Raw genomic sequence first — 26330 nt, forward strand, 5'->3', positions numbered from 1 at the left:
AATTAGTTCACATTTTTTATTACTGCACTGGAGCCGGAATTAAGCACATTTGGTGTAATCAAAACGACCAGAATCGTGTCGCCGTCTTCGCTGTTAATGCCACCCCCAAGTCCAAAGAAGGAGGGGGTTATTACACCTTGCTTACTGGTTTTCCGGTTTGATTGCTGGAATCCACTCAGAATAACTGTCTGGCCTGATTTCAGGTCAATAGTCTGATTAATTGTTTTCAAATCCACATTCGGTGTTTGTGCTTTACTGCCGCCACTTTCGAACACCTCAAAAGTAGGTTTGTCAGACAGACTCATTGAGAACAGCAATTGCAGGTTTTGTGAATCCGGCTGAATGTATGGAAGCAGAGTCATATTGAATCCGGTCGTTATTGTTGCCGCATTCAGTGACGTGGATGATCCCACATTGGCGGTGGAATCGGTTGTGACACTTTCAATGAAGCCCTGCTGATTGGCAATTTGCATAGGGACGGGCGTCAGGTTTTTAGTCACAGCGGAGTTTTGCGTTACGACACTGACGCTGCCTTGTGACGACAGGGCTTTCAGAAATGCTTTTGAGCCAGCCAGCTTACCGTCCACGATGGATACACCACTGGTAATAACATTCTCGGCGGCATTACCAAATGAGCCACCAAGACTCAGACCAAGATGACCATCATTAAATACTGCGTTCCAGTCGATTCCCGCCTGTTCCTGGCTTGATTTCTTGATACTCAGGATTTCAACGTTCAGCACAACCTGACGACTCATTTCATTATTGCGCTTGTTCACAATCTCCTGAACGCTGTCCAGTACATCCGGGGTATCTGTTACTGTCAGTGAACCAGTGGACAGATACATGCGCCCTGTGCCTGGTGTCAGCATTGAGGAAACTTCGCTTTTCAGGTCGTTGTACAGCGATGATTTCATTTCCACGGTTGTAGTTTGCGTATTTGATGCGTCGCCAGTCATACCGCCAGAGCTGGTAGAGCCGGTACTGCCGCTGGAAGACATTGTGCCGCTCACAACTTTTGAGTTGTATGCCACATTGCTGTCCATATATGTGATCGGGAATGAGCGCGTTTCCAGATAGAAGAATGTGATACGACCTTTATCGTATTTCCAGGATATTCCCAGCCGTGAGGATACGGTTTGCAGTAGGGCAGGAAGCCCGGAGATATTCAGTTCCGGGAGTGATGTACCGCCAGAAGAGACTTTTACTGGCTGACTGCCTACTGACGCCAGAGGAACCATTCCATTTGCATCCGGTGCTGGAATTGATCCTGTCATTTGTTGTGTTGAGCCAGTGCCTGTACCGTTCAGATAGGTCCAGACATCGGCGCTGATTCGTACCGGGATATGACAGGTTTGTGTGATGCGTTGTGCGATCTGGCGTAGCTCAATATCTGAACGAGTATTAATCACAATCGGGCAGGGCGGCGCTGATTGCTTTACCTGCTTTTCAATAATTGGCGTTGTATTAATCCATTGTTTTGTTGAGTCCTGGATAACCGGGTTATTACGAATTTTTTTCGCGTATTCAGTCGCTTTTTGTGCGTCTTTTTCGGCTGCAAGTTCATTAGTATTGATTTTTTTGAAGTTTGCACAGCCTGATAATAAAAAAGAGGATATTAATAAACAAAGCAATTTTTTATTCATATTTAATTAACTCCGGTACTGGAATGATAACTGTGCATCCTATTTCATCGTGAGAGCGGGTTAACGATATAACTGTGTCGAAAAGGTTTTGTATCTGCACGCCGCCATCTGAAGGAGTCGTGACAACAATAAGACGTTTGCCACGTTTCCTGGCTGTTTTAATAAATCGAACAATAAACTGAACAACTTTTGATTCCCGTAAGTTGTTACCGATGGCTACACTATTAAGAACCAACGTTTTTTCAGGTGCAGATAAAAAGTCAAAATAATCAAAATTTTCATCGCAAAGATAATGGTGTTTTAGAAGGGGAAGGTGTTCATGGCGTTTATAAATATCACAGAAATCAAAATATTTAACGTCAGTGTCATTGATTAGCAATTCTGCTAAAAGTGTTGATTTTCCAGTTCCAGTTTCGCCTATAATCAGAATATGTTTTTCAGAGTTTATCAAAACATCAATGGCTTCTTTCATCATATTCATATTCATATTCATATTCATATTCATATTTATCATATTCGAGTGTTTTATTCTCATAATAGAATCCTGTCTTTGCTAATCAATAGTATCTTTATTGCGAGGATTATTCAGATACGTCTGTTTTATCGTGATTATCAAGGTCTGGATTAGTAATCACATTGCCTCCGGCAACCATGACTTTTTTTCCTCCAGCTTTAGGGAGATAAATTTCTGCAATTTTTGCTATTTCATCCATGACTTCTTGTGTAAACAGGTTTGGAATGTCAACATGATTGTTACGGGCGATATCCACGCGGCGTTTAAACTCTGGTTCTTCAAACCAGATTATTTTGTTGGCAATAAATGGTCGGCTAAATTCACTGGTTATAATTTCACGGATTGCAATATTTCTGGCTTTATTCTTCTTATCCCGGAGAGACACAATTTCTTCAGGAAGAAGAACCGGGCGCTCTATTACATCATCATTCCGTGTACGTGAACTTCCTCCCTTACCACCACCACTGGATATTGAGCGTTTGGATATTTTCATATCACGCACCCCAATCTCTTCTGAAATCTTTTTAGCCAGAGCATTTTTTGATTTCGGCGGATAGTAAAGCACAACAGCACTGTTTTCAGTGAATGTGGTCCATCCTTCCTGACCGTACATATCGCTTTTTTGCCCTTGTCCTTCATTCTGAAGAATGAACATAAAGCGAAGGTTATAACCTGCTGTAAAACCAACAGCGCGTTCAATGACCTCCGATTTACCCATTGATGTAAATTCATCCAGGAGAATAAGGCACTGGTATTTCAGGTCCGGGTTATGTTCCGGCAGTTCACGACAGTTTTCATTAACCAGTAATGAGAAGAAAAGGTTTACAATTTTCTCATGAGTGATTAAGGCATCCGGTGTCAGACCAAGATAAATTGACATGGGTTTTTTACGAATATCCCGGATATCAAAATCACTGAAATTCGTCGCTTCAGCAGTAACAGGGTTGCTGAATATATTCAGTGGTGATGAAAAGTTCGTTTTTATACTTCCCCTTGTGCGATCTGGTGCTGACATGAACTCAAAGAAGAATGATTTTGTTTTATCGCTAATCCAGCTACGATTTTCAACTTCCTGTCCCATCCATGCGGCGAGATCTTTTCCATTATCGGGAATCGACGTTTTCAGTATGGCGCTGATGGAAACAAGGACGTCCGGTGCATTATGACCTTTGGCTTTCTGGTCCAGGTGAAAACGCTCCTTGTCCAGCAGGTAAAGCCCTAACCCGACAAAAAGGTTGCGTGCAGAATCAGACCATATAGGATCATCACTTGCCGGGATAAGGATTGCGGCAATTTTTGCCAGGTCCGTTTCACGAAGTAAATCACTGCGACTGACGCAATCCAGAGGATTCCAGCGGTGAGAGCGTATCTGTCCTTTAATTGCCTGGTCGATAGTTTCCGCGTATCCGGCGGGCGCAAAGAGAAAGCATTTTTGCCCTAATTCTTTTTGCCTGAATCCGGCTGATAAAAACCAGTTTTCAAGTTTGATATCCAGTATGACCATACTTCCTGGATAGTTTACGCAGTTGGGGATAACAATCCCCACCCCTTTACCAGAACGTGTCGGGGCATAAAGAATTAAAAATTGTTGTCCGGCGAAATAAATAAATTGTTTTTTGTATCTCCCCTTGAACATTTTACCGATGAGTATTGGTGGATGTTTGTAAGGTGATTTTTTATCCGGGAAAAAACCTGATTTACTCAGGTCCATATCAGTTGCGAGCCGGGCGTCACCGTAGATGACTTTTTTAGGCATAATCCCAATCACGACAATTAACATGAATATGGCAAAGAATATTAATGGAACGCTGAATCCAAACCATGCCATAAAAACGAGTTTTTTATATTGTGGGTTGCCAGAAAATGTTGAGATTACAGAATGGAATGTATCCCACTTGAGCAAAGACATATCAACGGATGAATATCTTAATGCTGTGTATCCACCGAGATAGTTTGAGGCTATAAGCACACCCACAAGAAGCAGTAACAGGAAGAGAATTAACCCCCCCATCTTTTTTGCATTCATAGTTATCTCCACAATTTACATTGTGCTCAAAAAACGATTTTTTTCTTCGGGTTCGTAATACAGTTCAGTCATTCTGGTATGGTTGAAAAAAAGAATGACATCAATTGATGTTTTTATCGTGCGCATGATGAGGTCCATATCAACAGTCATACCAACATCAGATTGTTTTACAATACTTGCCAGTCGTGAAAATGAGGCATAAGTATTATTAGCATGAATGGTACTGATTGAGCCTTCATGCCCTGTATTAAGCGCCTCCAGATAACTCCATGCTTCGTTACCCCTAAGTTCAGCAAGAAAGATGTGATCTGGCTTTAATCGCATACACGCTTCAATGATTTCCTTCGCTTCAACGGTATTTTTTTTGTAGAAAAGCCGGATGTGGTTTGGATGCAGCGGCAGAGACATTTCCGGTACATCTTCAACGGTTATATAACGCCGTTCAGGTGGAAAGATATCTGCAATTGCCTTTGCTATAGTTGTCTTACCGGAGCCAGTCCCACCTACGATTAAAAAATTAAGACGGTCTTTAACTGCCTCTCTTAAAAATTGAGCTTTAGATTGACCATCCGGACGCCGGGATAATTCATACAGGTAGCGTTGCCGTTCAGTCAGTATTGCTTCGTGTTTTGTTGCAATCCTGACATTATCAAAACGCCCTGTTCGGACATAATCATCTATAGTGAAGCGTGTTAATGATGGCTTGCGGATAGATATCACAACGCTGTTATTTTCCGTTGCAGGTGGAATGATGATTTGTCCACGTTCCCCACCGGGAAGAACTACCGATGCAATGGGATTATCATGGCTAAGTGGTATTTTTATCTTTGATAAGTTCGTCAGAGTTTTGGCAAGTGTCATTAAATTATCAAAAGTCGCGTCTGGCGCATCTTTAGATTCCCAGCCATTTTTCCCTTCAAACCATATTGTTCCTGGTTTATTCACAGATATTTCTGTGACATGTTCAATATTAAGAACAGACTGGATACCCGTCATATCCAGATATCGTCTTGCGGTTTTACTGTTATCTCGTGGTTGTGATGTATTACTGGTATCTCTGATGTTATTCATATCAATTGCTTTACTGAATTACTGAAGTTCATATACGGATGAAAAGTCGATATTTCGCGGAACAATAACAGACAATACAGTCCCCTGATTAATATATGCCGTGGGGGGAATATTTATCGTATTGTCCAGCGTTGTTTTTGCCATTTCTTTTGTTGCGTCAGATGTGTTTTCGTAGGTGATATTGCTGTTTGAGCCTGTTTGTTGCGTGCTGTTTTTCAGAATATCTAAACCATCACCAAGTAATGACAGCAGCAATGCACCACCAAAACGCTGACCAAAATGATTATCGACCCATGCAGGAAGGCCGGAAGCGCCCAGACTGTCAGTGCCAAGTGCGCCAATGCGCACATTGACATTTTCATCTTTGAGCGTTGTCCAGTTAACGAACACACGGGCTACTCCCTGTGTCATGACTTTATTCTGCTCCCCGATCAGTAATGCTCCTTTACGGGCAAGAAGCACTTCGCCGTTATCCGACCAGACGTCTCGTGTTAACTGACACATTGTGATACCGGGATAAGAGGTTACGATTTTCGTTTTGAGCACACAGGATAATGCTGTTCCCGCAGATAACAGATATCGGCGGTTCAGCACAGGGGATACCTTTCCGTCTGCGTACTGACTGCCCTGTAAATCATCTCTTTCCTGGTTTTTTTCGCCTGGTTCCTGATTGTCGATCTTCACCATTGTGTCGCCCATCAGTTGTCGGACGGATTTTGGCAATGGTTGTGGTTGGTTTGGATCTCCACTGGCGGTTTGGGGACTGCCGTTGGCTATCACATTGACGGCTGTTTGATCGGCCTTTTGTGATGCTGGCGCTGACGGGGCATTGTCTGCCTGTTTCTGTTCTTGCTCCTCCTGTGCTTTCCTGCGGTTAGCGGCATCGAGTTTTTCCTTTTCTTCGATGTTTTTCATCATTGTTGTCAGTGAAACGCCATTGTTGGTATTTGTGACCAGTGTCTCGTCAGACTTCTCAAGAGGTGTTTGCTGAACGACCTGTTCTCGTGAAAGAACTTTAAACAAGATAATGATCACAAATAACGCGGCAATCAGTAATATGATGAGGATTAATATTTTTTTTGGTGCTGCTTTACCTTTTACTTCGATAATTCCGCGATTTCCCGCGTCATTATTTTTTTCATCATCTTTATTTTTCATAGCTGAACTTCTCTACTCGTGTTTTTCCGTTTGACGTACCTTTTTTATTCCACGGACGATTAACGATTGATGATGTTCTGATATCTGCAACCTGATCACCCAGGCGCAAACGGAGATTTTCAGCCACGTCATAGTAAACCATTGTGTTTTTATTTCTGTCTCCGTTAACCAGATGTTCATTTCCATCGGCATCAACACGATAAAGGACCGGAATTTCCTGTTTATTAGTCCATCTCATGCATGTAAATTCGCCATTATCCCATACCTGATAAGGGAAAATTGATTTGTCCCCCTTGAGTTGATAATGACCATTAATTATTCCACCATCAGTGCATGGAAATGGCTTTTCAGTCATTACGGTAGCTGACGGTGGTTTCGGATAATTAAAACGCAGAATATACGTGGGTTGTTTCGTGGTTGATATCAGGTAAAGAGGATATATATGCTTATTGGTCTGAACGGTAACGTTTGTATCCGGTTCTTCTGCTTTTGGACGCAGAAACAGAGTGTTGTCCCTGACCGATACTGACCAGGCTTCTGGATCACCAATTCCGACATCTTTTATTGTTTCGTCTTGTCCGAACTTAATTGTTGTTTGTGCGCCTGCTTTTACGCGCACATTAAATACATCCTGCTCGTTATAATCTACGGTCTGAATACGCCCGTCTCGTTCCGATGGTGTGCCGTACATAGCTGCTAAAGCACCAGGTACTTGTAGCATCGACAAAAGAACTATCGCAGTAGTGCGTTTAAGCATCATTTTATAACCTCTGGATCAGGTTGGTAGCTCAGAACTTGCAGTCCCAGCGGATTCACAAGGCGCTCTTTTTCTGTTTTGATATCTTTATCCCAGTCAAAAGAAATCGTCGAAATCCACTCTGTTGCTCTGTATCCGGGGGCGGGTTTACCAGATAAATCCAGTACCATTTTTTTGAAACGCACCTGCGCCATATCCTTCCTTAGAAGGATTACTGAATTAATCTGGACCTTAATTTTGTAGTTGTTTTTCAGAATGTTCAGTGGTGAGGAATCAGCACGAATCATGGTGTCATAAGCTGAAAACACCTTTTGGGAAGACATTGTTTTTACTGTATCGGCCTGTTCCTGGATAGTCTGCCAGTCGTATGCTTCATAGTTAATGAGATATTTTGACAGGAAATATTTAGTCTCAACATCCTGATAACTTTCCTTAGCATCAGATAATTGAGGGGCAATATCAGTATATCCAGTGCTGTTATCCACTCGCACAAGGAACGGTACAGCGGTTTTTAATGGAGCAAGGGAGGCTATTGCGAAACCAAGAATGCAAATTACAACAAATTCACCAATGGCGAGAATGGTAAATGTTTTTGCCTTTTTCTTTATGATTTCAATTTCACTACGCTCAAAGTCACGTATGGCCTTGAAATAATCCTTTTTTTCGTTCTTTTCTTCAAATTTCTTTTTGGAGGCTTCTTTTTTTGAATGTTCATAATAGTTTGTGTTTTCCATTAATAATCACCTGCTTTGATCTGTTCAATTGCTGTGTTTAACTCAAACCATCCCCCTTTTTTCTGCACAGGATTGGGGGTGTGAGAACATGCACTAATTAATAGCGCGGAGGCAATTATGAGGGGGATTTTCATATTGTTTTCCGTTCTGTATAAAACAGAGAAATTAACCGTTCAGGCGTTTCAGGAGTTCTGGTATCCAGATATCAGGAGCTACATCTCCTTTTTCAGCAATAATCTCATCAAAAATAGACAGGCCAGTTTCAGAGCCAGAAAGCACGGGGATAAACTCATCGAATCCAAACAAATCCATTTTGGCGAAAACAGAAGAGCCAGATTGCTTGATGAGCATGGTCCTTGACTCCTTCGTCAGTTCTTTGAGTTTTTCAAACTCTTTTTCAGTAAGCCCAATTTCTTTATATCCTTCCCATTTTGCATCGGGATTGGGCAGGAGAATTTTCGTTGCGGTTTGTTGTACCAGCGCCGCAAAAATTGCGCAGTTTATGGCGTCTTCCGGGGACTGTGATGTTAACCACATCATTTCACCTTTCATGCGCCCCGCTTTCAGTGCGCTTTTAATCATGCTTTGTGTCATGGGAAAGTTTGCTGGCATCCAGAACTCTTCAATAATGGAGAGCATCAGATTGCCGCCGCGTTGCATGATTTCTTTGTAGAAAAACAGGACCGCGAGTAAAGGTTCACAGGCAGGATGAATACCGTTTTTTGTGTCCAGGACAACGGTTGTATCAAATCCCACTTTTTTATGATGCAGTGGATTGAAGGTATTCCGGGGGGAATCCACCGCCCAGGCATATTCGCCGTTGTCGCACCATTTGGCGAGACGCGTCTGAAGTTCAGGACTGACTATATCGAGAAGAAGGGCTGTCCGGCGTTCTTCGACAGGCATTCGCATAATGCTTTCCACGGCAGCGTTTAATTCAATGCCATGTTCATCAGAACAGGGGTTGCCCTGGTTGTCTCGTGCCAGAACCTGTGTCCAGCGTTTCAGAAATGCGAGAAGTCTGTGCCAGACGGGAGATTCCGGGCCTTCTGCCAGTTGCCACGGATTGCAGCCGGTATAGATACCTTCCTGCAATGTGAAATAGCTCCCTCCGTATGCGCGGACAAAAAGTTCGGTAGAACGGTTGTAATCCACAACAAACATTAAAGGGTCAAAGCGTTGAAGAAAGCCGCTGGCTGTTGCTTCAAATGTTGTTTTCCCTGTGCCTGTTGCGCCAAGAAACATTGCGTGTCCGGCAATTTTTTGCCCGGTAACATTTTTTTCCGGTGGGCTGTAATGTGTATTGAACCAGTAAACGCTGCCTGAATCCGTTTTTAAAGGCATTATGGCGGAGCCATCACCAATAGGATTGCCTGATTTTTTCCCGGAGGAATAATTGTGAAAAGACATCAGACAGGCCAGGTTGGTAATTGTTCTTCGGGTATCCAGTGGACGCCTCTTATTCAGCGGCATATGACTGAAAAAAACAAAAGGTGATGCGAGTGAGGCGCGACTGAAGCGGAATCCCTTACCCGAAGTAATAAACTCAGCAGAGAGCTTTATACCATTGCTTCTGGCCTGATCTGGTGTATCACCGAATACCGTTAATGCGCAGTGTAGTGAACCAAACAACGTAATTCCGGCTGCGACCGCTTCTTTACCAGCTTCGAGTTCTTCCTGCTGTATTTTGGCTGCATCATTAGCTGATTGTAGTTTGTTTAACTGTGAATCGATATTCTTCAGGGTTTTTGTTGGTGACTCAAAAATAAAGGATTGAGTAAGAATAAATTCATAGGGTTGTTTGAGAAGGAAATCCCATTGTCCGGGGGTTGTTTCTATCGGGAAATCCTTCAAAATATAATTCGTTGCGAATTTTTTACTATCCGATTCGTTGTTACGCAGTTCAAGAACATCAGCACCAAAATACCATTCAGAATCACAAATACTGGATGATAAGGGGGTGGATGATAAAGGAATCATGTTATGTTCTGCATTTAGCAATAGTGATAGATAGTCTGCCACCTCACTAATATAAGTATTGTATACGGATAATAAAGAAGCGTTAAATGGTAGAAGTGCTTTTTGCGCCTGTTGTGTCATTTCATTCATGCGCTCGATTCCGGTATCAACATCATCGTAGGGAATCCCAAATGTCAGATACCATGTTGATTTATAGAATGCGCTGGATGTGAACAGAGCAAGGTATTTTTTTGAAAACCTGCTTAAAAAATCATTGTCATAATTCCATTCTCCATTGATGGTTGCTCTTTTCTTGATAAGATGAGTCCATAAATACAGGTCGCCTTCCTTTCCTAACCCAATCAGGAAGTTTTTAACGCTGTTAAATAAATTTGTAAGAACATTATCGTTCTCCGTCTCAAATGGAATGCCTGCTACAACAAGTGAAGCCAGCATTTTTCTGTCAGAAGTAAAGATAATACTGTCTGTTACATGGAAGCGATAATCGGGATATTCACGAGCAACATCCATATTGTCACTGTTTTTTAATTTGATTTTGTGCATATATGTTACCTGACAGATGAATAACCAATAATTAAATCTCTGTGGCGGATTTTTAACAAAAGCCCCATAAGGTTTAAACGGATGACTCTTAGTGCGTTTGAGTCATTTTCACAGGCCAGTTTTACTATAAAAAGAAACAGCGCACATATGACAGGAATAATTATCCCTTTTATACCCCAAAGGAAAATAGCGGGGAAGCCTGTCAGAACAGCGAAAAAAGCCGTGAACAATAACAACATTAAGGGTATACCAGCAATTAACGCAGGACGGTTAAACCCGTTATAAGTCATGAATGACTCACTGACATGTTCATTTACTTTGTCCATAACTCACCATGAAAAAAGCCGCAATTCACACATAAGGTAAATATGCGGCACAGTTGTATATATGGATTACTTATTTGAAGAGTTCCAGCGCCCAGTTCCCGGCGTAAAGTGCACCGCCAGCGAGGGAACAATAGACAAGCGCCATTCCTACATCAGACCAGCTTTTCTTCTCCATGAATGCCATGATGACGTTATAGATCAGGTAACACAAAGCACAAACACCACCAAAGCTAAATGCCCATGTCTTAAGTTCTGTCATGGTATTTGTTGCGGTGTCGAGTCCACCTGCATAGGCAACGGAGGCGGTTAGTGACAGGAAAAACGCCAGGATAAAATACTGCAAAGTTGATTTGACTTTCATTAATTAAAATCTCCAAAAACATCCCAGTCCGGTGATGTTTTCTCTTCATCATTCGGGGGTTTTATTTCTGATTCATCAGTTTTTTCACGGATTGATGGCACGATATAGTTATTCGCGTTACGAATAACCCGTTCCAGATAAGAAGTGTTGTTGAATTTCTTTTCTTTAATAAATCCTGTTGATTCGTTACCCGAATAATACAAAGATAAAGCGCGGAGAATTTTTTGATTACTACTACCCTCCTTTTGTCTCAGATAATTGTCCGTCAGGACTGCCGCTCCTGCTTTTATATTTGTACACGGGTCAAAAACTGTTTTATTAGTCAGATTGAGTGATGGGAAATTTTTGCTGTATATCTGTGTCAGACCTGCACTAAATCTTTTATTTTCTGCTGTTAATTTTTCTGCATATTCAATAGCTCCTTTTTCATCTTTAAAATACTTACTTGTTCCGTCAGAAACATTCGCTATTACATATGGATTAGCCCCTGATTCAGTCATAATCAGGGCATTCATCGTATCGGGTGATACATCAGGGGCACACTGACTTATCAGTGCTGCCAGAACAGCCGCTGATAACTGCATAAGGGATTTATCTCCTGATATTAAATTCGTGAAGAACGTTTTTTCCTGCGGGGGCGACGAACGATACTGTCCAGCTCATTAGCGCCGGAAAGAAGTTCTTTCAGCGAGACAATTTTTTCCCTGACAGGTATAAGGGATTTTGCCCCCGGACATTGTTCAAAGTCTGATTTGTACAGGTCGTATAAAACAAGCGTATGTTTTACATCCTGTGACAGATAATTATGTTTATTCTGGATGTTACCTTGTTCGATATTTTTGATAACATCTGCTGAACGATGAATTAAATCTGTATAGATTCGGGTGTTTTTAAGGGGATTTATTTTTATATATTCAGAAGCAAGCTGAATAAGATTGCATCGTAAGATAAGGACTTCACGAGTGGCAATATCAAGCTCGCTGAGATCATCATTATCCTGCATGGGTATCTCCGGTAAAGATTTTCTGGACTGAAGTCCGCGCCGTAGCGATATATCCGGCCCACATAATGATGTGTCGGATATGCAGACTCCAGTTCAGAATCCCCTTGTCAGGGGATATTTAGTTAATGAGTACAATAGCCTCTTCTGGAATGGAGGAAGGAACGGGAACGCCCATATCATTCCCCTGATTATCGACAATCTTCTTATTTTTTACTCTTCCTAACATTGCTGAATGTTTTGTTTGCTGCTGCAAAGCAGACATCAGACCTTCTGTATCGGCAGACCAGATATAAACTCGCTTACCGTAAATAATATGATGAATATCATAAACGGGTGTTATACCGATTTGCTCAGATGTTAACGTTCCTCCTGAATTACGTTTGTCTGGATATTTATAAAGATAGTCATTGATAACATTTGCGAAATGGACAAATTCAATTGCTTCCTGTTTTGCAGGAAGCAACTTCATTCGCTGTATGGTTTGGTTATTGTTATCTGTCAGATAGTAACTGCCTATTGACAGGAATATCAGGAGCAAGCTGAAGAACCAACCCATAGCGATTACTCCTGTTGTGTGTCTTTAATTGTGATTACGCATTGTGAAATATTCCTGAATGCGTATAACGGTTTATCTGCTGAAAGATAAAGCATCAGCGTATCTTTTAATGCAGATTCAAAGTTTCCCCGGAAAATAAGAGGAGCATCTATTCTGTAGTTCACAGGAGTATCCCATACAAGATTCCAGGTTGAATTACCACACGGTGAACTTGACGCCCATTCGGTGAGGCCATCCCGCAGCGTCGAACCTTTTTTAAGATTCCAGGTGAGTTTTTCTGTCTGTTTTTGCGGAACGGTGACAGGCGTTAGCGGTTTTTGAGGTAACTTGTCAGAGGAAACTGGTGTCCTGACAGGAGATGCAGGGGTTTTGTCAGGAGATACAGGTGCTTTTTGTGATGTTTTCCCTTTCTGTTGTTGAAAATCAATCAGAAGATGTCTTTTTTCGGTGTTCTTAATTACCGTCAGACCGTAGTTGCGAAGCATTTTATCCAGGACATAAGGCCATTGATCGTTGCCCTGCCAGGATATCGTGCGACGGAAAGTTTTCGTTACCTCCGGGGATATTTCAGCCGTCCAGTCCGATGGGACAATTTCTTTTAATGCTTTTTGCAGCGAGCCTTTACCATCATGGCGAACAAAGTAAATTTGCTTTTCAGGTGTTGATGGGCCTGTAAGCGTGGTGGCCGGAACAGCGTTGTTAGCGTTTTTTTTCAGAAAACCGCTTTTTGACATTAGCGGTGGTTGTTCAGGACGCGGTTTTGTCTGCTGATCAGTCTTTTGTGCCGTTTGTGCCTGATGGTTGTTGCTACTGATTGGCTTTGCGGGAGAGAGTGCTGGTTGTTCAGAATGCTGTTTAGTTGCTCCTTTGGCTGCTGTTTTTATCTCACCAGATGAAGTTATGCTGTTTGTTGTCGGCTTCAGAAAACTATTATTGCTGCCCTGGTTTTTTGGCGCTGTCGCTGATTGCTCAGAACGTGGTTTTACGGTTTCTGCAATACGAGGCGCGGGAGTTACGTTTATGGCTTCCTTTTTGAGATAATTATCATTGCTGTATTGAACAGTGCTGTTTGGCTGTGACACGGGCTGCTGAAGGGCCACCCCGTTATAGTATGTGTCTGCTCTTACCTGCTCAATTGTGGTATTCAGTTCATACCAACCTCCTTTTGCCTGTGCGGGTTCAGGGGCATGGGAACACGCATTCAGCAATAATGTGGTGGGAATAATAATGAGCTTTTTCATGGTTAACCCCAGGAACGTCCGAACTTACTCATGATTTTTGAGATCGCCGCAGGGTCTGCGGTCGTGCATTGATTAAGAAACGCTTTTCGGGCATCAAAGGTTTTGCTCCAGCGAATAGATCCCTTTTTCTTTTTGATGATATTAAAGAAGTCCTTTTCGGCGCTTTTGCATTCGCTCCCGCCGCCGCTACCGATAGCTTTACCGTACAGACAAAGAACGGAAGCACACGGATCAGACGCATATACGGGGGCAGTGAGTGCGATAGCACTTGCGGCAACCATCGATAAAATGATGGATTTCATGGTGTTCCTCCATATTTCAGGCAAAAGAAAACCCGCACGAGGCGGGTTACTTGACAGGTTTAAAATATCAGCGGGTATCTGCCATGTGATAGACGTCGCTGCCTTCTCTTTTTCCCACAGAAATCACAAGCAAAACGACCTTCTCATCAATTACCTGATAAACGAGCCTGTAACCGGATGCGCGAAGCTTAATTTTGTAACGGTCAGTATGACCATGTAGCTTGGCTGCGGGGACGCGTGGATTTATCAGGCGTTCTGACAGTTTCTTTTTGAATTGCTCACGAACAGTGTGACCGAGTTTTTGCCATTCCTTCAGTGCTCTGTGGTCAAATGCCAGTTCATAAATCATCCAGGTTAACCCTTACAATGTCTGGATTTTTCATTCTTTCATCAGCAATTGCGTTGAGTTCAGCGTCTTCAGCGAGTTCCCGGTAGTAGGCATAAAGTTCTGGTGGGACACAGTAGAACGCTGGTTCATTTCGGTTCAGGATTGCGACGGCATCCCCTTCTCCTTCGGCTACAGTTCCCATAGGATTTTTTTTCAGGTCAGTAATACTGGCTGCTGTCGTAGTCAGAATTTGGTAGCTCATAAGTCCTCCATTTGTATCATGGAGATTGTAGCACCTTAAAAAGACTTTTAAAGGTGCTTTTGATTGCGGGGAACGACAAAAATGATCCGGGGTTGGGAATCAACGCACGTGTGGCGTAATGATGACAATCCGGTTCTCACTTTGGCTATCAGCATTAACTCCAGTAAAACCACTCACGATAAGGGGCTGGTCCGGTTTGAGTAAAATATTCTGCTTGACAGTCAGTTTCCGTATCGGGTCAGTGGTTGTGAGTAGCAGGTGGAAATTTCCACGCTCAATCTCCGGTGCTATCCGCATTGTGAAGCCAGCAGTCCGATCTTTTTCAGCCAGTGTAGTGTCACCGGATATTGCCTGACGGGGGATCAGTTCCGTGGCAGGTTCCCAGCTTCCGGCAGATGTTGTTTGTGATTCAACGCACGGGGTACTCTGCATTATTTTGCGGATTGTTTCGGAGGATATCGCCTGACCGTCATCAAAGAATGCACTACGGAAAATCACGTTCTGATTTTTGGCAAACAAGCCTGGATGCCGCTCGCTCAGACTTTCGTATATATTCATACCATTCAAACAAACAGGAGAACTGTCCGGCAGGTCTGTTCGCACGGTATCAATTTTCAACGTTATCTGGTGGTCATTTGAGGTTAACGGTGACTCAGGTACTGGTTGTGTTTTGCTATCCGCGCAGCCTGACAGTAATGCGGTGGCGGCAACCATCGATAAAATGATGGATTTCATGGTGTTCCTCCATATTTCAGACAAAAGAAAACCCGCACGAGGCGGGTATGAATGAGCCATTAAAGGCGGAATTGCACTCTTTGTTTAGTTTTGATATCTATCCTGTTGCATCATCAGAACAGAATACTGGAGTTAAGTTGGTTATGGCGCGGTTTTATTTAAATGTACCTTTTGAAGAAAAGGAGTTAGCCAAACAAAAAGGGGCGCAATGGGATCAAGAACAACGGAAATGGTTTGTTCCACAGGGGAAAAATCCAATTTATTTTATTCAGTGGGTAAAAGAATTAAACGAACATGATTACAATATTTTTTCTCAACGTTTTTATATTGCGGAAAGTTACCAGTCATGTTGGCGCTGTAAGAAAATAACTCCTGTGTTTGGTGTTTTTTTGCCTCGTTGGTTTAGTTATAGAGATGTTGTTTGTGGGGTTAAACCTGCTGAATGGGAAGGTCGCATATTAGATAAATGGTATGAAACATCTTCTCCACGAGGTATGGTATATTTTGATTCAAAGAAAAATATAATTTATCAGTGGTTAACCAATCCAAAAGCATGGGCTATTTTATCCAACGTAAGAAGGATATCATCTTCTGCGTTATCAATAATCAATAAGCATTCTAAGTTATATTATCCCGCCTATAGTAAAACAGCGAAAATGACCTACTACGCGAATCATTGTTGTCACTGTAAATCAATGCAGGGAGACTTTATGATGTTTGATGAGCCAGGTGGTGTGTTTTATCCAGTCACATCTGAACAGGCGAAGAAAATAAAACTCCATGAAGTAATAAATGAAACAATTTTTGCTAATGCAAACCACAGGCAAGCCATAGAGTAATGCTTGGTAGTGGAGGTTTTATAAATCTTTACGCAAGATAAGACCCGCACGAGGCGGGTTTTTTATCATGGCATAAGTTTATTTATTGGAGCGTCCAAGCATTTGACTCATGATTTCTTTTCGTTTTAGATCATAGAGTGCTTCGTTGGCATTTTATGTATTCCTTAATCAAGGCGTCTTCTCATTTCACTAACTTTCTTTTTATATTCACTATCTTGTTTTTGCTGAAGTGCAGCACGAGCATTATCGCAATTCTGGTCTGTTACTATGCCTTTTTTGCAGTCATCAATGATTTTTTCAGCCTTGTCAATATTAGAGGAATAATACTCTACAGAGTAAACTTCTTCCTTACATCCGGTTAACATGAATACTGCAAATAGCATGAATGATGCAATAATTACATTTCGTGACTTGTTCATCACCTAAATGTCTCTCTCAATTTCTTCTTATACTCTTCTTTTTTTATCTGCTCTAATGCCGTGCGAGCATTATCACAATTCTGGTCTGTAATATCGCCTTTTCTGCACTGCTCAATGGTTTTAGCAGCTTCGGCTGGGTTGCTTGTATAGTATTCAACAGCGTAAACTTTTTCTTTACATCCTGCTAACATGAATACTGCAAATAGCATGGATGATGCAATAATTACATTTCGTGACTTGTTCATCACCTAAATGTCTCTCTCAATTGGCGAACATATACTTCTTTTTGAGCTTTGCGTTCAGCTTCAAGCTGTCTCTCTGCAATATCATATTGCTTCAATTGTAGCTCCATTGTCAATTTTTCTGTATTCAATTGGTTAGATAAGTCAGCTTTTTTTTGCGGAGTATCTGCTGACGCGAACTCCTTCTGTAACGTGGTTAATCTCTTAGCCCTTTCCTGCATTTCATTGTTGAAGTTTTCATAGAATTTGATCTTAGCCAGGATTGCATCATATTTTTGTTGCGTCTCTGCAACGTTGCTTGATAAGTCATATTGCGATCGCAAAGAGCTAAGATCTGATTTTGCACTATTTGTTATTGTTGATAGAGAATCCTTCATATAGCTGGATGCGCTATCAAAGCCATTGCTGAAATCAGTGAAGCCTTCGAGTCTTTTCTTCTGTTCTTCAGCGTATCTTATGGTCTGTTCATATTGTTGCTTGAGTTGCTCAAGCTGTCTTGCCGCTTCAGCGGCACGATTTAGCCCTTCTTCAACTGTTTTAGCTATCGCTGTAACGTCTACTACTTGAATACCAGATGCAAAGATTGATGGTGATGTTACGGTAATTATTCCAGCAAAGAGAACGGACAGGACTTTATTTTTCATGTTAATCACCCCGGTTTAATTATATTTCCAGACCTCGGGGATCGTCCCTGCAATGATTTGGCAGCGCCCCGTCCAGCCTGGTAAAATGGCATTGACATTTGTTTGGAGAAACCTCCTGCGAAAGCGCGAAGCCCTGATGCTCGCATAAAACCGGATGCAACTTTACCTCCAAAGCCATTAGCGGCTGATGTAAGGCCATTTATACCTACCCCACCTGTTAATGTAGAACAGAGTGTGCCAACCTGTTCTACAAGGAATACAGAGATAACAATGACCATAAAGAAATAAATCACTGTTGTGAGGGTTATATTTCCGCTTGACGGGACGGTTTGCTCCACAAAACTGATAACGAAACTGAAGGATATACTGTAAAAAAGATTAAGTAGAATGTAGTTAAGACAACTCCCCACCCATGCTGTAAACATATTTCTTGTTGAAGCAAACAGGGAAAAGCAAATAAACAAAATTCCGGCGGATAACAGAATGCCAACCATGAATGTGGATAGGCATAATAAAATAGCTGTGTAATAGATAAGTAGTAATCCGCCCCCATAACCGATGAGCCAAACGATATGCACATTTATTAGATCTCCGAGGTCACTCCAATCTAGAGCATCTAATGCTTTAATCTTATAATCGTTTAAACTCGTTGAAAGCATATTCCACAAATTATCAACACTGGTTGCAGAGCTTGAATTACCCGTTACAGCAGCAGAAAGGTCGGAGCCTGCGTGCATGACAAACGGAATCACAAACTCACTGTAATAAGGTGCTGAATAAGTGAATGCACCAACCAGGGCGAATGCACCGATGTTTTTTGTGACCTCGCTCATGATGACGTCACGCTGGGAATACGTGATTTCATATATTAGATAAATGACGTATAAGGCTATGGCGGCAAAGAATACAGGAGATATTGCCTGTGCAACCTTAGCGGCGTTCGTCGCCGCCGTGGATTCAACAGCGGTTGTTACTTTCTCAAGAAATAATGAAACAACATTCATGGCTTATTCCTTCTGGCAGATGAAGAGTTCACCAGAGGCACTAATATTTGGCTTCAGCTTAATTACCAGGTCTGTACCGAAAAAAATTGCTTCTCCAATTTTTTGGAAATTTAATGTGGATTCATCTTTATTGTAGCTATAAACGTTGTGGGTTGCTGTCGATGTTTTGGTTTTACGTGGTGTAAACGCTTTTTTAATGATGTAATCGAGAGCGTGGCTGTTATGAGATGGTAAAGTGATTAAATCGTCGTTTTTTTTCATAATGTAGTTCTGATTTTTGAGGTTGAAGATAATTGTCGGTCAATGCTTTTGATTTTTTTTCGTATCTCAATTGGATTCGCCTCAGATAAGTTAGCAATGGATAAAGCCAGTTCGATTTGTAAAATTTTCCTTGTTTCGATGAGATTGATTTTTACTTGTGGTATATCACGGAAGACACCACAGCCGGTAATTGCTTTTGAAACGACACGTTCTGTATTCGCTATGCTTTTCTTTACTGTTCGAGGGGGGACATAACGTGCACGGCGAAGTTTTCTCAGATTAGCTTTTGCTTGAGTCATGTAATGTGTCCAGAGTTATAATTTTATTTCTTTGCATGATTCCCCTTTACGGCACACAGCTACACGGTTATTTATCACATTCACCACTGTCACAGTTCCGTCGTCGCATTGAGTGACGATGAAAGGGTATTCGTTGATTTTTGTACAGTGAGATTGTTCTCCTGCTATTGCAACCACAACCGGGCTAATAAATAACGCCAGAACAGATGCCAGCTTAATAAAAGCACTCATTTTTGTATGCCCTGAATAAATAAATGCTTTCTTCAAATCCTGAATATACTATCAGAATACAGAAGCGGTCCTGTTCTCCTGAAGTCCAGTGTCTGATAAAGATGTAAATAAACGGGCAGATAAACCAAATAGCACGCCAAAAACGAGAACTTTTATTATCGAACCGTATACATTTAATAGACTGTATTCTTCCTCTTTAGGCGATTCAAAGTTTTTTGCCCTTTGTGTCTGCTCTTGTTTAGAACCAGAAACACCTCCGATGAATAAGCCAATACCACCAGTACCATTCCATTTACCTGTTGTTGTTTCTTTAGCTACAATAGCTGCAAGAGAAATTCCTTCATTTGCGTTTCGCATAGAATTGTCCTCATACTATTCCTGTGACACTTAACACCATCAATAAAATATGTAATGCAGTAATTTTTTTTAGCGTTTTTTTGTAGACTTCAATAAAATCCTTATCCAGAAGTCTGATAATAAAAATACATAGTGCATTCATCGCTGCTCCTGTAAGCGGAATTAACAACGAAAGATGCATGATTTATTCCTTGTTTTCACTCTTGTCTTCGATGGTCATTACTTTAAGAGTTATTCCTTGCATGTCTGTAACAATAACTCTTGTTCCCGCAGGGTAGTTTTCATTGTGTAACGTCTCAACTGGCCAGAATGTATCACCAATGAGTAATTGCCCCTTGCCGTTAACAATATCGTCACTGAGCGTAAATTCTTTTCCTTTAAAACGTGAATGCCCTGTATTCACCAGGAGAGTATCTAATTTCTTATGTTTTTTGTCATAGAATAACTTAATTATCGACGCCAGTATGCTGATTGATGCAAAGAAGCATATATTGGCTTCTTGTGATATCGGAAGAAAAAAGCCCACAATGGCGCTTGATAATGCACCAAGACTGATTAAGAGTAACCATCCTGTTCCGGTTATAATTTCAAGTGCAATACACAGAAGAAACAGTGTAAACCATAACATGGCTAATCTCCATGATAAAAGAGAGAAATTGAATAAACGCCAAATTAAAACTCCATATTAACAGGGGCAGCAGAGCCATCGCTATCATCACCACTACGAAGTTCAGCCATAATGGAAATATTGATGCGATGTGGTTTTTGTTCTCATCTTTTGTAATAAAAAGAAGAAAGATCCATGCCCCCATAGGGATTATATGTAAAATAAGAAGGATGAAATCATAAGTTTTCATTTAAATGATTTGCTCATTCGTGAATATGAGGACGGTGATTAAAACAATATTGTCACCGTCCGCTATCGGTTTTAAGACAAATATTGTTGAGCCTGTTTCATATCAACTTTGTGAGTATCCTGTGATACGTTTTTTAGCAGTTCACTGATACCTGCAACCGAACTCACCAGGCTACTTGAATCAAGCGGCATCATCACCAGTTTACTGTTTGATGCTGTGCCAATTGCCTGGAGTGCTTCAGTGTATTTTTGCGCAATAAAGTAATTAACAGACTGAACGTCACCTTCAGCGATTGCATCCGACACCAGTTTTGTTGCGCGAGCTTCCGCTTCTGCCTGACGTTCGCGTGCTTCAGACTGAAGAAACGCTGATTGCCGTTCCCCTTCCGCTTTCAGTATTTGAGACTGTTTTTCTCCTTCCGCCTTCAGAATTTGTGACTGGCGTATACCTTCCGCTTCCAGAATCTGGGCACGCTTAGTACGTTCCGCTTTCATTTGCGCGTTCATCGCCTTAGTCAGTTCTTCTGGTGGTTTAACATCCCGAATTTCAATACGTGTGACCTTAATTCCCCACGGATCAGTTGCATAATCGACAACCGTTAACAGCTTAGAATTGATGCTGTCACGTTGAGAAAGCATATCGTCGAGATTCATTCCACCAACGACAGTTCGGATATTGGTCATGACAAGATTTGAAATAGCTGATGCAAGATTATCGACTTCATAAGCTGCCTTCGCTGCATCAATGACCTGGATAAAACAAACAGCATCGATAGTTACGTTTGCATTGTCTTTCGAAATAACTTCCTGTTTAGGAATATCCAGGACGGTTTCCATCATGTTGATCCGTTGACCTATGCGGTCCATAAACGGGATCAGGAAGTGAAGACCGGGGGAAAGCGTATGGGTATATTTACCAAAGCGTTCCACTGTCCAGGCATTACCTTGCGGCACGATTTTGACGGCAGATTTAACGAATATCAGCGCGACTAAAATTAATAAGAGTAACGGAATAGATGTAACTATTGGCGTAATTATAGCGTCAATCATGATTAATCCTCTCCCCATTCATCACAATATGCTTCAACCGGAGTTTTTCCTGCTTCATAATCACCACGCCATGCTTCCGCATCGGCGGCATTTCCACCGCGTAACTCTGCGTAATCCATTAATAGCTCGTGCCATTCTTCAAATGTCACTGTTTTTTTAGTGGAACCAAAATCAGCCATATGTATTTCCTGCATTTTGTGGAGGTATCTCTTTGCAAATGAAATCTGAAATATGAACATCAACAGAAAAACACTTTCCTGCTTCTTTTTCTTTTGAGAAGTTTTTTCTGCATTCTTCAGCGGTCATAGGGAAGTCGCTGTAATGAGTCCATTTCACGGGGCCACCACCTGGTTTTTTGATGGTTGCGTTTATTTGGTACTTAGGCATTCAAAAATACCTCCACTCGATCACCTGTCTTTCTTGAACACATCCAGCGGCGCAGTTCTGTAAAACTATCCTGGATCTCACAACGGGTACTTTTCATTGTGACAGTTGGTATATTGTCGTAGCTGGCATATGCAATCTCTTTTTTTGGGGTGCGCAATATGCCTTTGTCAATATCAAGAATCCTGAACGCACTAATTCTTCTTTTGTGCTCGTTAAATAGTGTTCGTTTAGTTGCTGTTATCTGCTTCTGTGCTTCCTGGTAAATGTAGGTAAGCACATCATAAGATTGTTGCTGTGTAATAAGGAAATTACGGCTAACATCCGTTGTTGTGAGCGTTTTATTATTTCTTAATCCCCAATAAGCAACGATGATATAGAGTGGATATCCTTTCAAATCTGCCACACATTCAGGAATGACAGGATTAATTTTTAACTTACGCGCCATATTTTCTCCCGGTTGTTTGTCTGAAATAGAAACATCCCCGGAATACAGCGTCATAAGCTAATTATGAAAAGTTGCAGCCACTCACTACAGGCTCTTTATCTGATTGTTCATCATCATGCATAGCTAAACCCCCTTACCTGGAGTGGAGACTGGCAAATCTGGTGTACTTCTGCGTTGCAGCCTGTACGACTTGCTCAGGGAGAGAGTGAGTGAGATTAACTCAACGCGAGTTCACCAAATAAGGGGGTTTAAGTATGCAGAATGATATTTGCGGATAAAGAGTCGTTACCTGTGTAGATGGCGCGGCACGTCACTCTGTTACGTAGCCCGTTGCTGACAGATGCCAGCGGTGCTTGAAATGCACGAATAATAACCTCCTTATGCCAGGGCTTTAGGCAATGACCGCTGTCCGGGGTTGTTAAAGAGCATGAGATGACAAGCGTTCTAACGGGCGTCAAAGAGTGCTCATTTTCCAGGCAATGAGCACAAAAAACGCGATGAACGCGCTTTTTACAATCATCTGGATAGTATTGTGTGTGCGACATTTAAAACCTGTCAATGCCAGAAGAGCGATCTAATGATCTGTATAATATCTAAAAAACAGAATAATATTCTGTTTGTTAAATGGTGTACGATCTAAAAATCTAGATAATACTGTTTGCGTGGTTTATTCGATCGTGTGAGTGGGTGTATGTAGTCAAAAAAACTTTTTTGAATATACAAAATTCTGAATTTCTGATTTTGTAAGGTTTTGTATGGGGAACGTCAGTAAAGAAGGGGCTTCACTAGCTGTTCTGAAAACGATTTTGAAGCTGTCAGAGATGTGTGTTGAATCAAAAAGGAAACGAGCCAGGCTTGAACATCGTTGATCGATTGCGCCCATGCTGCTAAATTTGCAGGCAAGTTTTCCGCGATTTGTAAATGCAGAAAACGAGGTGCTGAAATTTTGTTCGAGAACGTAAATTTCAGATAAAGAAAACCCCCGTAATCTCGTCTTTTCCAGGGAGCGCAGATTAGCGGGGGCTGACATCAAGGCAGAGCCTTGAGCTTATTTATTTCAGGTATGCTTGTTACCTGAGATGGAGTTTAATTCCATGAGAAGGAAATATCAACTCTTACAGTGCAAGCTAAGTGCAGCTTGCTGTGATTAGCAAACGTCACTGGTCTGAACTATCACCGGAAGAGCAGGTCCGTTTCTGGCAGGACTACGAAGCGGGTATTGAAAGCTCATTCCTGGTCCTCCAGGAAAACAAAGGCGGAACAACAAAACGTCGCCGGGGTGAACATTCCACTAAGCCAAAGTGTGAGAATCCAGCCTGGTTCCGTCCCGACAACTATAAGGCGCTGGGCGGACAGTTGGGCCACGCTTACAATCGTCTCGTTAAAAAAGACCCGGTCACTGGTCAGAACACACTCAGAATGCACATGTCGTTGCATCCATTTTATGTACTGAAACGTCAGAGTGTCGGTCGCAAATATAAATTCCGACCGGAAAAACAGCGGCTGCTTGACGCAATATGGGTTGTACTTGTGAGTTTTTGTGATCGTGGATTGCACACTGTCGGCATGTCTGTCTCCCGCCTGGCAGAAGAAATAAGCCCAAAAGACAGTAAGGGAGACGTGATTCCTGAAACCGCAGTCACAGTATCGCGCCTTTCCCGTCTGCTGGCAGAGCAGGTTTCCTTTGGCACGTTGGGAACGTCAGAAAAGACGATATGGGATCGTGAATCCCGCCAGCGACTGCCGAAATACGTCTGGATCACCGAAACTGGCTGGAAAATGCTGGGAGTTGATCTGGTGAAACTTCAGGAACAGCAACGTAAGCGCCTTGCAGAAAGTGAAATCCGTCTGCAATTGATTAAAGAAAGCGTTATCCGCGAGGGCGAAGAAATCTCTGTTCACTCGGCTCGTAAACGCTGGTATGCGCAGCGTTCTCTCGATGCCATCAAGTCCCGACGTAAGAAAGCAGCGGAGCGCAAACGTGCTAATCGCCTGGCAAAACTGCCGTATGATGAACAGCGAAACGAAATTGCGCGGTTTATTCTGAAGCGTATGCCGCCGGACGAAGCGTACTGGTGCACTAAAGAAAGATTAGAGCAACTGGTAGCCAGAGATCTACGTCAGCTTGAACTGGCTCTGACAGCTTCGCCACCCCACTAGTTTAGCTGCCTGATACAATCGGCACTCTCTTCAGCCCCTTCGGGGCTTTTCGTGTTGCCTGCATTTCATGAAATTCCTCATATTTGACGACCGTTTTTCATTTTGTCCCGCTCTGACAGTTTTTTGATGGCCGCAATAGGGTATCGGAGTAAAAACGCCTTCGGTTATCCACAAAAACCCGCAAAGGAATAACTTCAGAAAGCAGCAAACATAGAACATCAAACCCGCAATATATTCTTAACCCTTGTTCTTTAATCCCCTGCGTTGCTTCGCCGCAGGGAAAATATTTATCTTTGAAACAACTGTGGATAATCAAAAAAATGCCTTCGCTTGCAGCGGCTAACGCCGCGCCGCTCAGAATATAAAAGTACCTCCCACCGCTTCGCGGCGGGCATATGGACTTCTGCCTAATGAAAAACAAAGCCCCTCCAACCCTCCTACAAAAAAACGCTGCAAATACTCAGCCACAGCGCCCAACCCATCACTGAAAAGCGCCGCCGCCCCCGCCCAAAGGGCGGGAACAACATCGCTTTCAATAATGGATGTTGTAACTAAGAAATCTCATCGCTGTCAGCCTTCTGGCTGGAAGTACCAAATACACGCTCGTAAGCGGCCCTGACGGTCCGCTAACGCGGAGATACGCCCCGACTGCGGGTAAACCCTTGTCGGGACCACTCCGACCGCGCACAAAAGCTATTTCATGGCTGAAAGCGGGTATGGCTTAGCAGGATGGGGATGGGTAAGGTGAAACCTATCAATCAGTACCGGCTTACGCCGGGCTTCGGCGGTTTAGCTCTGTGCCATATAAAACAACAGAGTGCCGCCTTACATGCCGCTGGCGCGGCATCAAAAAGAAAGCCCCCCAATAACGGGGGGAAATAGCGTTTTGATCAAAATGATAATGCTAGTGTGCTTCTTGCGTGCCATTCCAGGCACAAACTAAATTTAACGTTTCGTTAACTACAAAGAAATCCGATGAGTTAATCACTTGCGAAATAAAAATCATATAGTAAATTACTATATGATTTTGCGTTGTTTCGGAGAATTAAAAAATGCCTTTGATTGAATACATCAACAAGTTCTATCGGGGGAATCAGGCATCGTTCGCCAGGCTGACCGGAGTTCAACCTGCGCAGGTCACACAGTGGATCAACAAAGGATTCATCGTGGTGAATCACACACTGTATAGTCCACGCCGAAAGCTGGGAATTTAATTCCTGGTCAATATTTGACATCCTCCACGCCCTAAAGGACGTGGATTCCTACGACGTTCAGGCTGTCGCCTGAATCATTTCGGTGGGTTCCTGCTTCAACGGGCGGCCTGACTGCACCATCCCTCCACAGGCAAGTACGGCGTGCCCCGCCGCTAAAATGTTACGAGCGCCGTTTACATCGGCGTTCGCTGTATATCCACATGCCTGACACACGAATTTACTTTGTGTCAGGCGGTTTTCTTTCGCTGTATGACCACAGCACGCGCAACGCTGGCTTGTGTACGCTGGCGGAACAGCAAGCACCTGACCGCCACGCCAGAGCTGCTTGTACTCAAGCTGGCGGCGCATTTCATACCAGCCCTGATCCAGTATCGAACGG

Annotated in this window: 35 protein-coding genes; 2 read left to right on the forward strand and 33 right to left on the reverse strand. The window is 42.5% G+C overall.

Annotation, left to right across the window (positions count from 1 at the left end; translation table 11 throughout):
- Positions 1–2: 2 nt before the first annotated feature.
- The 18 genes from ACJHX3_RS21820 to ACJHX3_RS21905 form a co-directional block, all read right to left on the reverse strand.
- A complete protein-coding gene (locus tag ACJHX3_RS21820) occupies positions 3–1646 on the reverse strand; it encodes a PilN family type IVB pilus formation outer membrane protein (RefSeq protein WP_001035592.1) in 1644 nt (547 codons plus the stop codon).
- Positions 1639–2181, reverse strand: a complete 543-nt coding sequence (locus ACJHX3_RS21825) for a sigma 54-interacting transcriptional regulator (protein WP_001220544.1) — start codon at positions 2179–2181, stop codon at positions 1639–1641. Before ACJHX3_RS21825 ends, ACJHX3_RS21820 begins: the two co-directional genes overlap by 8 nt.
- Before the next feature lie 46 nt (positions 2182–2227).
- Positions 2228–4186, reverse strand: a complete 1959-nt coding sequence (locus tag ACJHX3_RS21830) for a type IV secretory system conjugative DNA transfer family protein (RefSeq protein WP_015059539.1) — start codon at positions 4184–4186, stop codon at positions 2228–2230.
- 15 nt (positions 4187–4201) lie between these two features.
- A complete protein-coding gene (virB11, locus tag ACJHX3_RS21835; protein ID WP_001059977.1) occupies positions 4202–5257 on the reverse strand; it encodes a P-type DNA transfer ATPase VirB11 in 1056 nt (351 codons plus the stop codon).
- 18 nt (positions 5258–5275) lie between these two features.
- On the reverse strand, positions 5276–6415 hold the full coding sequence (locus tag ACJHX3_RS21840) for a TrbI/VirB10 family protein (protein ID WP_000790640.1): 1140 nt from the start codon (positions 6413–6415) through the stop codon (positions 5276–5278).
- Positions 6405–7106 carry a TrbG/VirB9 family P-type conjugative transfer protein gene (locus ACJHX3_RS21845; RefSeq protein ID WP_000274524.1) on the reverse strand — a complete coding sequence of 234 codons (702 nt, stop codon included), beginning with the start codon at positions 7104–7106 and terminating at the stop codon, positions 6405–6407. Before ACJHX3_RS21845 ends, ACJHX3_RS21840 begins: the two co-directional genes overlap by 11 nt.
- Before the next feature lie 65 nt (positions 7107–7171).
- Positions 7172–7906, reverse strand: a complete 735-nt coding sequence (locus ACJHX3_RS21850; protein ID WP_000432282.1) for a virB8 family protein — start codon at positions 7904–7906, stop codon at positions 7172–7174.
- Between the two features lie 165 nt (positions 7907–8071).
- Positions 8072–10429 (reverse strand): VirB4 family type IV secretion system protein, encoded by a 2358-nt coding sequence (locus ACJHX3_RS21855; RefSeq protein ID WP_063078682.1) that lies wholly within the window; start codon positions 10427–10429, stop codon positions 8072–8074.
- Between the two features lie 5 nt (positions 10430–10434).
- A complete protein-coding gene (locus ACJHX3_RS21860) occupies positions 10435–10755 on the reverse strand; it encodes a VirB3 family type IV secretion system protein (RefSeq protein ID WP_000362080.1) in 321 nt (106 codons plus the stop codon).
- A 70-nt stretch (positions 10756–10825) separates the two neighbouring features.
- Positions 10826–11116, reverse strand: coding sequence for a conjugal transfer protein (locus ACJHX3_RS21865; protein WP_000865479.1), 291 nt, complete (start codon positions 11114–11116; stop codon positions 10826–10828).
- Positions 11116–11700: a lytic transglycosylase domain-containing protein gene (locus ACJHX3_RS21870; RefSeq protein WP_001177113.1), complete on the reverse strand. Its 585-nt coding sequence runs from the start codon at positions 11698–11700 to the stop codon at positions 11116–11118. The genes ACJHX3_RS21865 and ACJHX3_RS21870 overlap by 1 nt, the downstream gene beginning before the upstream one ends.
- A 20-nt stretch (positions 11701–11720) precedes the next feature.
- Positions 11721–12119 carry a hypothetical protein gene (locus ACJHX3_RS21875; protein ID WP_001153665.1) on the reverse strand — a complete coding sequence of 133 codons (399 nt, stop codon included), beginning with the start codon at positions 12117–12119 and terminating at the stop codon, positions 11721–11723.
- 118 nt (positions 12120–12237) lie between these two features.
- Positions 12238–12675, reverse strand: coding sequence for a type IV pilus biogenesis protein PilM (gene pilM, locus ACJHX3_RS21880; protein ID WP_000539665.1), 438 nt, complete (start codon positions 12673–12675; stop codon positions 12238–12240).
- 5 nt (positions 12676–12680) lie between these two features.
- Complete coding sequence (locus tag ACJHX3_RS21885) at positions 12681–13916, reverse strand: TcpQ domain-containing protein (RefSeq protein WP_015059538.1); 1236 nt, start codon at positions 13914–13916, stop codon at positions 12681–12683.
- A 2-nt stretch (positions 13917–13918) separates the two neighbouring features.
- Positions 13919–14218 (reverse strand): TrbM/KikA/MpfK family conjugal transfer protein, encoded by a 300-nt coding sequence (locus tag ACJHX3_RS21890; RefSeq protein ID WP_000835764.1) that lies wholly within the window; start codon positions 14216–14218, stop codon positions 13919–13921.
- 67 nt (positions 14219–14285) lie between these two features.
- Positions 14286–14567 (reverse strand): type II toxin-antitoxin system RelE family toxin, encoded by a 282-nt coding sequence (locus ACJHX3_RS21895; RefSeq protein WP_000638823.1) that lies wholly within the window; start codon positions 14565–14567, stop codon positions 14286–14288.
- Positions 14557–14808: a type II toxin-antitoxin system Phd/YefM family antitoxin gene (locus ACJHX3_RS21900; RefSeq protein WP_000121741.1), complete on the reverse strand. Its 252-nt coding sequence runs from the start codon at positions 14806–14808 to the stop codon at positions 14557–14559. Before ACJHX3_RS21900 ends, ACJHX3_RS21895 begins: the two co-directional genes overlap by 11 nt.
- Positions 14809–14907: 99 nt before the next feature.
- Positions 14908–15543, reverse strand: a complete 636-nt coding sequence (locus ACJHX3_RS21905; protein ID WP_015059536.1) for a hypothetical protein — start codon at positions 15541–15543, stop codon at positions 14908–14910.
- Between the two features lie 47 nt (positions 15544–15590).
- Here ACJHX3_RS21905 and ACJHX3_RS21910 point away from each other — a divergent pair, with 47 nt between their 5' ends.
- A complete protein-coding gene (locus tag ACJHX3_RS21910; protein WP_022645137.1) occupies positions 15591–16382 on the forward strand; it encodes a DUF5710 domain-containing protein in 792 nt (263 codons plus the stop codon).
- 164 nt (positions 16383–16546) lie between these two features.
- Here ACJHX3_RS21910 and ACJHX3_RS21915 read toward each other — a convergent pair whose 3' ends face one another.
- The 14 genes from ACJHX3_RS21915 to ACJHX3_RS21980 all read right to left on the reverse strand — a co-directional run bounded on the left by ACJHX3_RS21915 (position 16547) and on the right by ACJHX3_RS21980 (position 22631).
- Positions 16547–16801 (reverse strand): EexN family lipoprotein, encoded by a 255-nt coding sequence (locus ACJHX3_RS21915; RefSeq protein ID WP_106708604.1) that lies wholly within the window; start codon positions 16799–16801, stop codon positions 16547–16549.
- Positions 16801–17046, reverse strand: a complete 246-nt coding sequence (locus tag ACJHX3_RS21920) for an EexN family lipoprotein (RefSeq protein ID WP_106708603.1) — start codon at positions 17044–17046, stop codon at positions 16801–16803. Before ACJHX3_RS21920 ends, ACJHX3_RS21915 begins: the two co-directional genes overlap by 1 nt.
- Positions 17046–17687, reverse strand: a complete 642-nt coding sequence (locus tag ACJHX3_RS21925; protein ID WP_106708602.1) for a type IV secretion system protein — start codon at positions 17685–17687, stop codon at positions 17046–17048. The genes ACJHX3_RS21920 and ACJHX3_RS21925 overlap by 1 nt, the downstream gene beginning before the upstream one ends.
- Positions 17688–17692: 5 nt before the next feature.
- Positions 17693–18691 (reverse strand): type IV secretion system protein, encoded by a 999-nt coding sequence (locus tag ACJHX3_RS21930; RefSeq protein ID WP_106708601.1) that lies wholly within the window; start codon positions 18689–18691, stop codon positions 17693–17695.
- Positions 18692–18694: 3 nt separating this feature from the next.
- Positions 18695–18952: a hypothetical protein gene (locus tag ACJHX3_RS21935; RefSeq protein WP_106708600.1), complete on the reverse strand. Its 258-nt coding sequence runs from the start codon at positions 18950–18952 to the stop codon at positions 18695–18697.
- Positions 18949–19251 carry a hypothetical protein gene (locus ACJHX3_RS21940; RefSeq protein ID WP_001360345.1) on the reverse strand — a complete coding sequence of 101 codons (303 nt, stop codon included), beginning with the start codon at positions 19249–19251 and terminating at the stop codon, positions 18949–18951. Before ACJHX3_RS21940 ends, ACJHX3_RS21935 begins: the two co-directional genes overlap by 4 nt.
- Positions 19252–19266: 15 nt before the next feature.
- Complete coding sequence (locus tag ACJHX3_RS21945; protein WP_410236209.1) at positions 19267–19518, reverse strand: hypothetical protein; 252 nt, start codon at positions 19516–19518, stop codon at positions 19267–19269.
- 15 nt (positions 19519–19533) lie between these two features.
- A complete protein-coding gene (locus ACJHX3_RS21950) occupies positions 19534–19839 on the reverse strand; it encodes a hypothetical protein (RefSeq protein ID WP_247146885.1) in 306 nt (101 codons plus the stop codon).
- A gap of 10 nt (positions 19840–19849) precedes the next feature.
- On the reverse strand, positions 19850–20020 hold the full coding sequence (locus ACJHX3_RS21955; protein ID WP_000550721.1) for a hypothetical protein: 171 nt from the start codon (positions 20018–20020) through the stop codon (positions 19850–19852).
- A gap of 3 nt (positions 20021–20023) precedes the next feature.
- Positions 20024–20467 carry an NfeD family protein gene (locus ACJHX3_RS21960; RefSeq protein ID WP_103809042.1) on the reverse strand — a complete coding sequence of 148 codons (444 nt, stop codon included), beginning with the start codon at positions 20465–20467 and terminating at the stop codon, positions 20024–20026.
- Between the two features lie 300 nt (positions 20468–20767).
- A complete protein-coding gene (locus tag ACJHX3_RS21965) occupies positions 20768–21745 on the reverse strand; it encodes an SPFH domain-containing protein (RefSeq protein WP_063084540.1) in 978 nt (325 codons plus the stop codon).
- Between the two features lie 2 nt (positions 21746–21747).
- Complete coding sequence (locus ACJHX3_RS21970; RefSeq protein ID WP_045146385.1) at positions 21748–21924, reverse strand: hypothetical protein; 177 nt, start codon at positions 21922–21924, stop codon at positions 21748–21750.
- Positions 21917–22132: a DUF1187 family protein gene (locus ACJHX3_RS21975; protein ID WP_001127357.1), complete on the reverse strand. Its 216-nt coding sequence runs from the start codon at positions 22130–22132 to the stop codon at positions 21917–21919. The genes ACJHX3_RS21970 and ACJHX3_RS21975 overlap by 8 nt, the downstream gene beginning before the upstream one ends.
- Complete coding sequence (locus tag ACJHX3_RS21980; RefSeq protein ID WP_001326595.1) at positions 22125–22631, reverse strand: CaiF/GrlA family transcriptional regulator; 507 nt, start codon at positions 22629–22631, stop codon at positions 22125–22127. Before ACJHX3_RS21980 ends, ACJHX3_RS21975 begins: the two co-directional genes overlap by 8 nt.
- 1077 nt (positions 22632–23708) lie before the next feature.
- Here ACJHX3_RS21980 and repA point away from each other — a divergent pair.
- Complete coding sequence (gene repA, locus ACJHX3_RS21985) at positions 23709–24737, forward strand: plasmid replication initiator RepA (protein ID WP_045146383.1); 1029 nt, start codon at positions 23709–23711, stop codon at positions 24735–24737.
- Positions 24738–26008: 1271 nt separating this feature from the next.
- Here repA and ACJHX3_RS21990 read toward each other — a convergent pair.
- A partial coding sequence (locus ACJHX3_RS21990; protein WP_410236210.1) for an RNA-guided endonuclease InsQ/TnpB family protein occupies positions 26009–26330 on the reverse strand: 322 nt, incomplete at its 5' end.

The organism is Escherichia sp. WS1265, assembly GCF_046487585.1.
Lineage (GTDB): Bacteria > Pseudomonadota > Gammaproteobacteria > Enterobacterales > Enterobacteriaceae > Escherichia > Escherichia coli.

Bases quoted from the DNA above. Each gene is read 5' to 3' on its own strand.
- ACJHX3_RS21955 (WP_000550721.1), bottom strand. From the start codon at position 20,020: ATGCATCTTTCGTTGTTAATTCCGCTTACAGGAGCAGCGATGAATGCA.
- ACJHX3_RS21875 (WP_001153665.1), bottom strand. From the start codon at position 12,119: ATGCAGGATAATGATGATCTCAGCGAGCTTGATATTGCCACTCGTGAA.
- ACJHX3_RS21840 (WP_000790640.1), bottom strand. From the start codon at position 6,415: ATGAAAAATAAAGATGATGAAAAAAATAATGACGCGGGAAATCGCGGA.
- ACJHX3_RS21870 (WP_001177113.1), bottom strand. From the start codon at position 11,700: ATGCAGTTATCAGCGGCTGTTCTGGCAGCACTGATAAGTCAGTGTGCC.
- ACJHX3_RS21980 (WP_001326595.1), bottom strand. From the start codon at position 22,631: ATGACGCTGTATTCCGGGGATGTTTCTATTTCAGACAAACAACCGGGA.
- ACJHX3_RS21860 (WP_000362080.1), bottom strand. From the start codon at position 10,755: ATGGACAAAGTAAATGAACATGTCAGTGAGTCATTCATGACTTATAAC.
- ACJHX3_RS21845 (WP_000274524.1), bottom strand. From the start codon at position 7,106: ATGTACGGCACACCATCGGAACGAGACGGGCGTATTCAGACCGTAGAT.
- ACJHX3_RS21960 (WP_103809042.1), bottom strand. From the start codon at position 20,467: ATGTTATGGTTTACACTGTTTCTTCTGTGTATTGCACTTGAAATTATA.
- ACJHX3_RS21895 (WP_000638823.1), bottom strand. From the start codon at position 14,567: ATGATTTATGAACTGGCATTTGACCACAGAGCACTGAAGGAATGGCAA.
- ACJHX3_RS21920 (WP_106708603.1), bottom strand. From the start codon at position 17,046: ATGAACAAGTCACGAAATGTAATTATTGCATCATCCATGCTATTTGCA.
- ACJHX3_RS21975 (WP_001127357.1), bottom strand. From the start codon at position 22,132: ATGCCTAAGTACCAAATAAACGCAACCATCAAAAAACCAGGTGGTGGC.
- ACJHX3_RS21950 (WP_247146885.1), bottom strand. From the start codon at position 19,839: ATGCGAAACGCAAATGAAGGAATTTCTCTTGCAGCTATTGTAGCTAAA.
- ACJHX3_RS21925 (WP_106708602.1), bottom strand. From the start codon at position 17,687: ATGAAAAATAAAGTCCTGTCCGTTCTCTTTGCTGGAATAATTACCGTA.
- ACJHX3_RS21965 (WP_063084540.1), bottom strand. From the start codon at position 21,745: ATGATTGACGCTATAATTACGCCAATAGTTACATCTATTCCGTTACTC.
- ACJHX3_RS21940 (WP_001360345.1), bottom strand. From the start codon at position 19,251: ATGACTCAAGCAAAAGCTAATCTGAGAAAACTTCGCCGTGCACGTTAT.
- ACJHX3_RS21820 (WP_001035592.1), bottom strand. From the start codon at position 1,646: ATGAATAAAAAATTGCTTTGTTTATTAATATCCTCTTTTTTATTATCA.
- pilM (WP_000539665.1), bottom strand. From the start codon at position 12,675: ATGGGTTGGTTCTTCAGCTTGCTCCTGATATTCCTGTCAATAGGCAGT.
- ACJHX3_RS21905 (WP_015059536.1), bottom strand. From the start codon at position 15,543: ATGAAATCCATCATTTTATCGATGGTTGCCGCCACCGCATTACTGTCA.
- ACJHX3_RS21970 (WP_045146385.1), bottom strand. From the start codon at position 21,924: ATGGCTGATTTTGGTTCCACTAAAAAAACAGTGACATTTGAAGAATGG.
- ACJHX3_RS21865 (WP_000865479.1), bottom strand. From the start codon at position 11,116: ATGAAAGTCAAATCAACTTTGCAGTATTTTATCCTGGCGTTTTTCCTG.
- ACJHX3_RS21910 (WP_022645137.1), top strand. From the start codon at position 15,591: ATGAATGAGCCATTAAAGGCGGAATTGCACTCTTTGTTTAGTTTTGAT.
- ACJHX3_RS21850 (WP_000432282.1), bottom strand. From the start codon at position 7,906: ATGGAAAACACAAACTATTATGAACATTCAAAAAAAGAAGCCTCCAAA.
- ACJHX3_RS21855 (WP_063078682.1), bottom strand. From the start codon at position 10,429: ATGCACAAAATCAAATTAAAAAACAGTGACAATATGGATGTTGCTCGT.
- ACJHX3_RS21935 (WP_106708600.1), bottom strand. From the start codon at position 18,952: ATGAAAAAAAACGACGATTTAATCACTTTACCATCTCATAACAGCCAC.
- virB11 (WP_001059977.1), bottom strand. From the start codon at position 5,257: ATGAATAACATCAGAGATACCAGTAATACATCACAACCACGAGATAAC.
- ACJHX3_RS21885 (WP_015059538.1), bottom strand. From the start codon at position 13,916: ATGAAAAAGCTCATTATTATTCCCACCACATTATTGCTGAATGCGTGT.
- ACJHX3_RS21930 (WP_106708601.1), bottom strand. From the start codon at position 18,691: ATGAATGTTGTTTCATTATTTCTTGAGAAAGTAACAACCGCTGTTGAA.
- ACJHX3_RS21830 (WP_015059539.1), bottom strand. From the start codon at position 4,186: ATGAATGCAAAAAAGATGGGGGGGTTAATTCTCTTCCTGTTACTGCTT.
- ACJHX3_RS21825 (WP_001220544.1), bottom strand. From the start codon at position 2,181: ATGAGAATAAAACACTCGAATATGATAAATATGAATATGAATATGAAT.
- ACJHX3_RS21915 (WP_106708604.1), bottom strand. From the start codon at position 16,801: ATGAACAAGTCACGAAATGTAATTATTGCATCATTCATGCTATTTGCA.
- ACJHX3_RS21900 (WP_000121741.1), bottom strand. From the start codon at position 14,808: ATGAGCTACCAAATTCTGACTACGACAGCAGCCAGTATTACTGACCTG.
- ACJHX3_RS21890 (WP_000835764.1), bottom strand. From the start codon at position 14,218: ATGAAATCCATCATTTTATCGATGGTTGCCGCAAGTGCTATCGCACTC.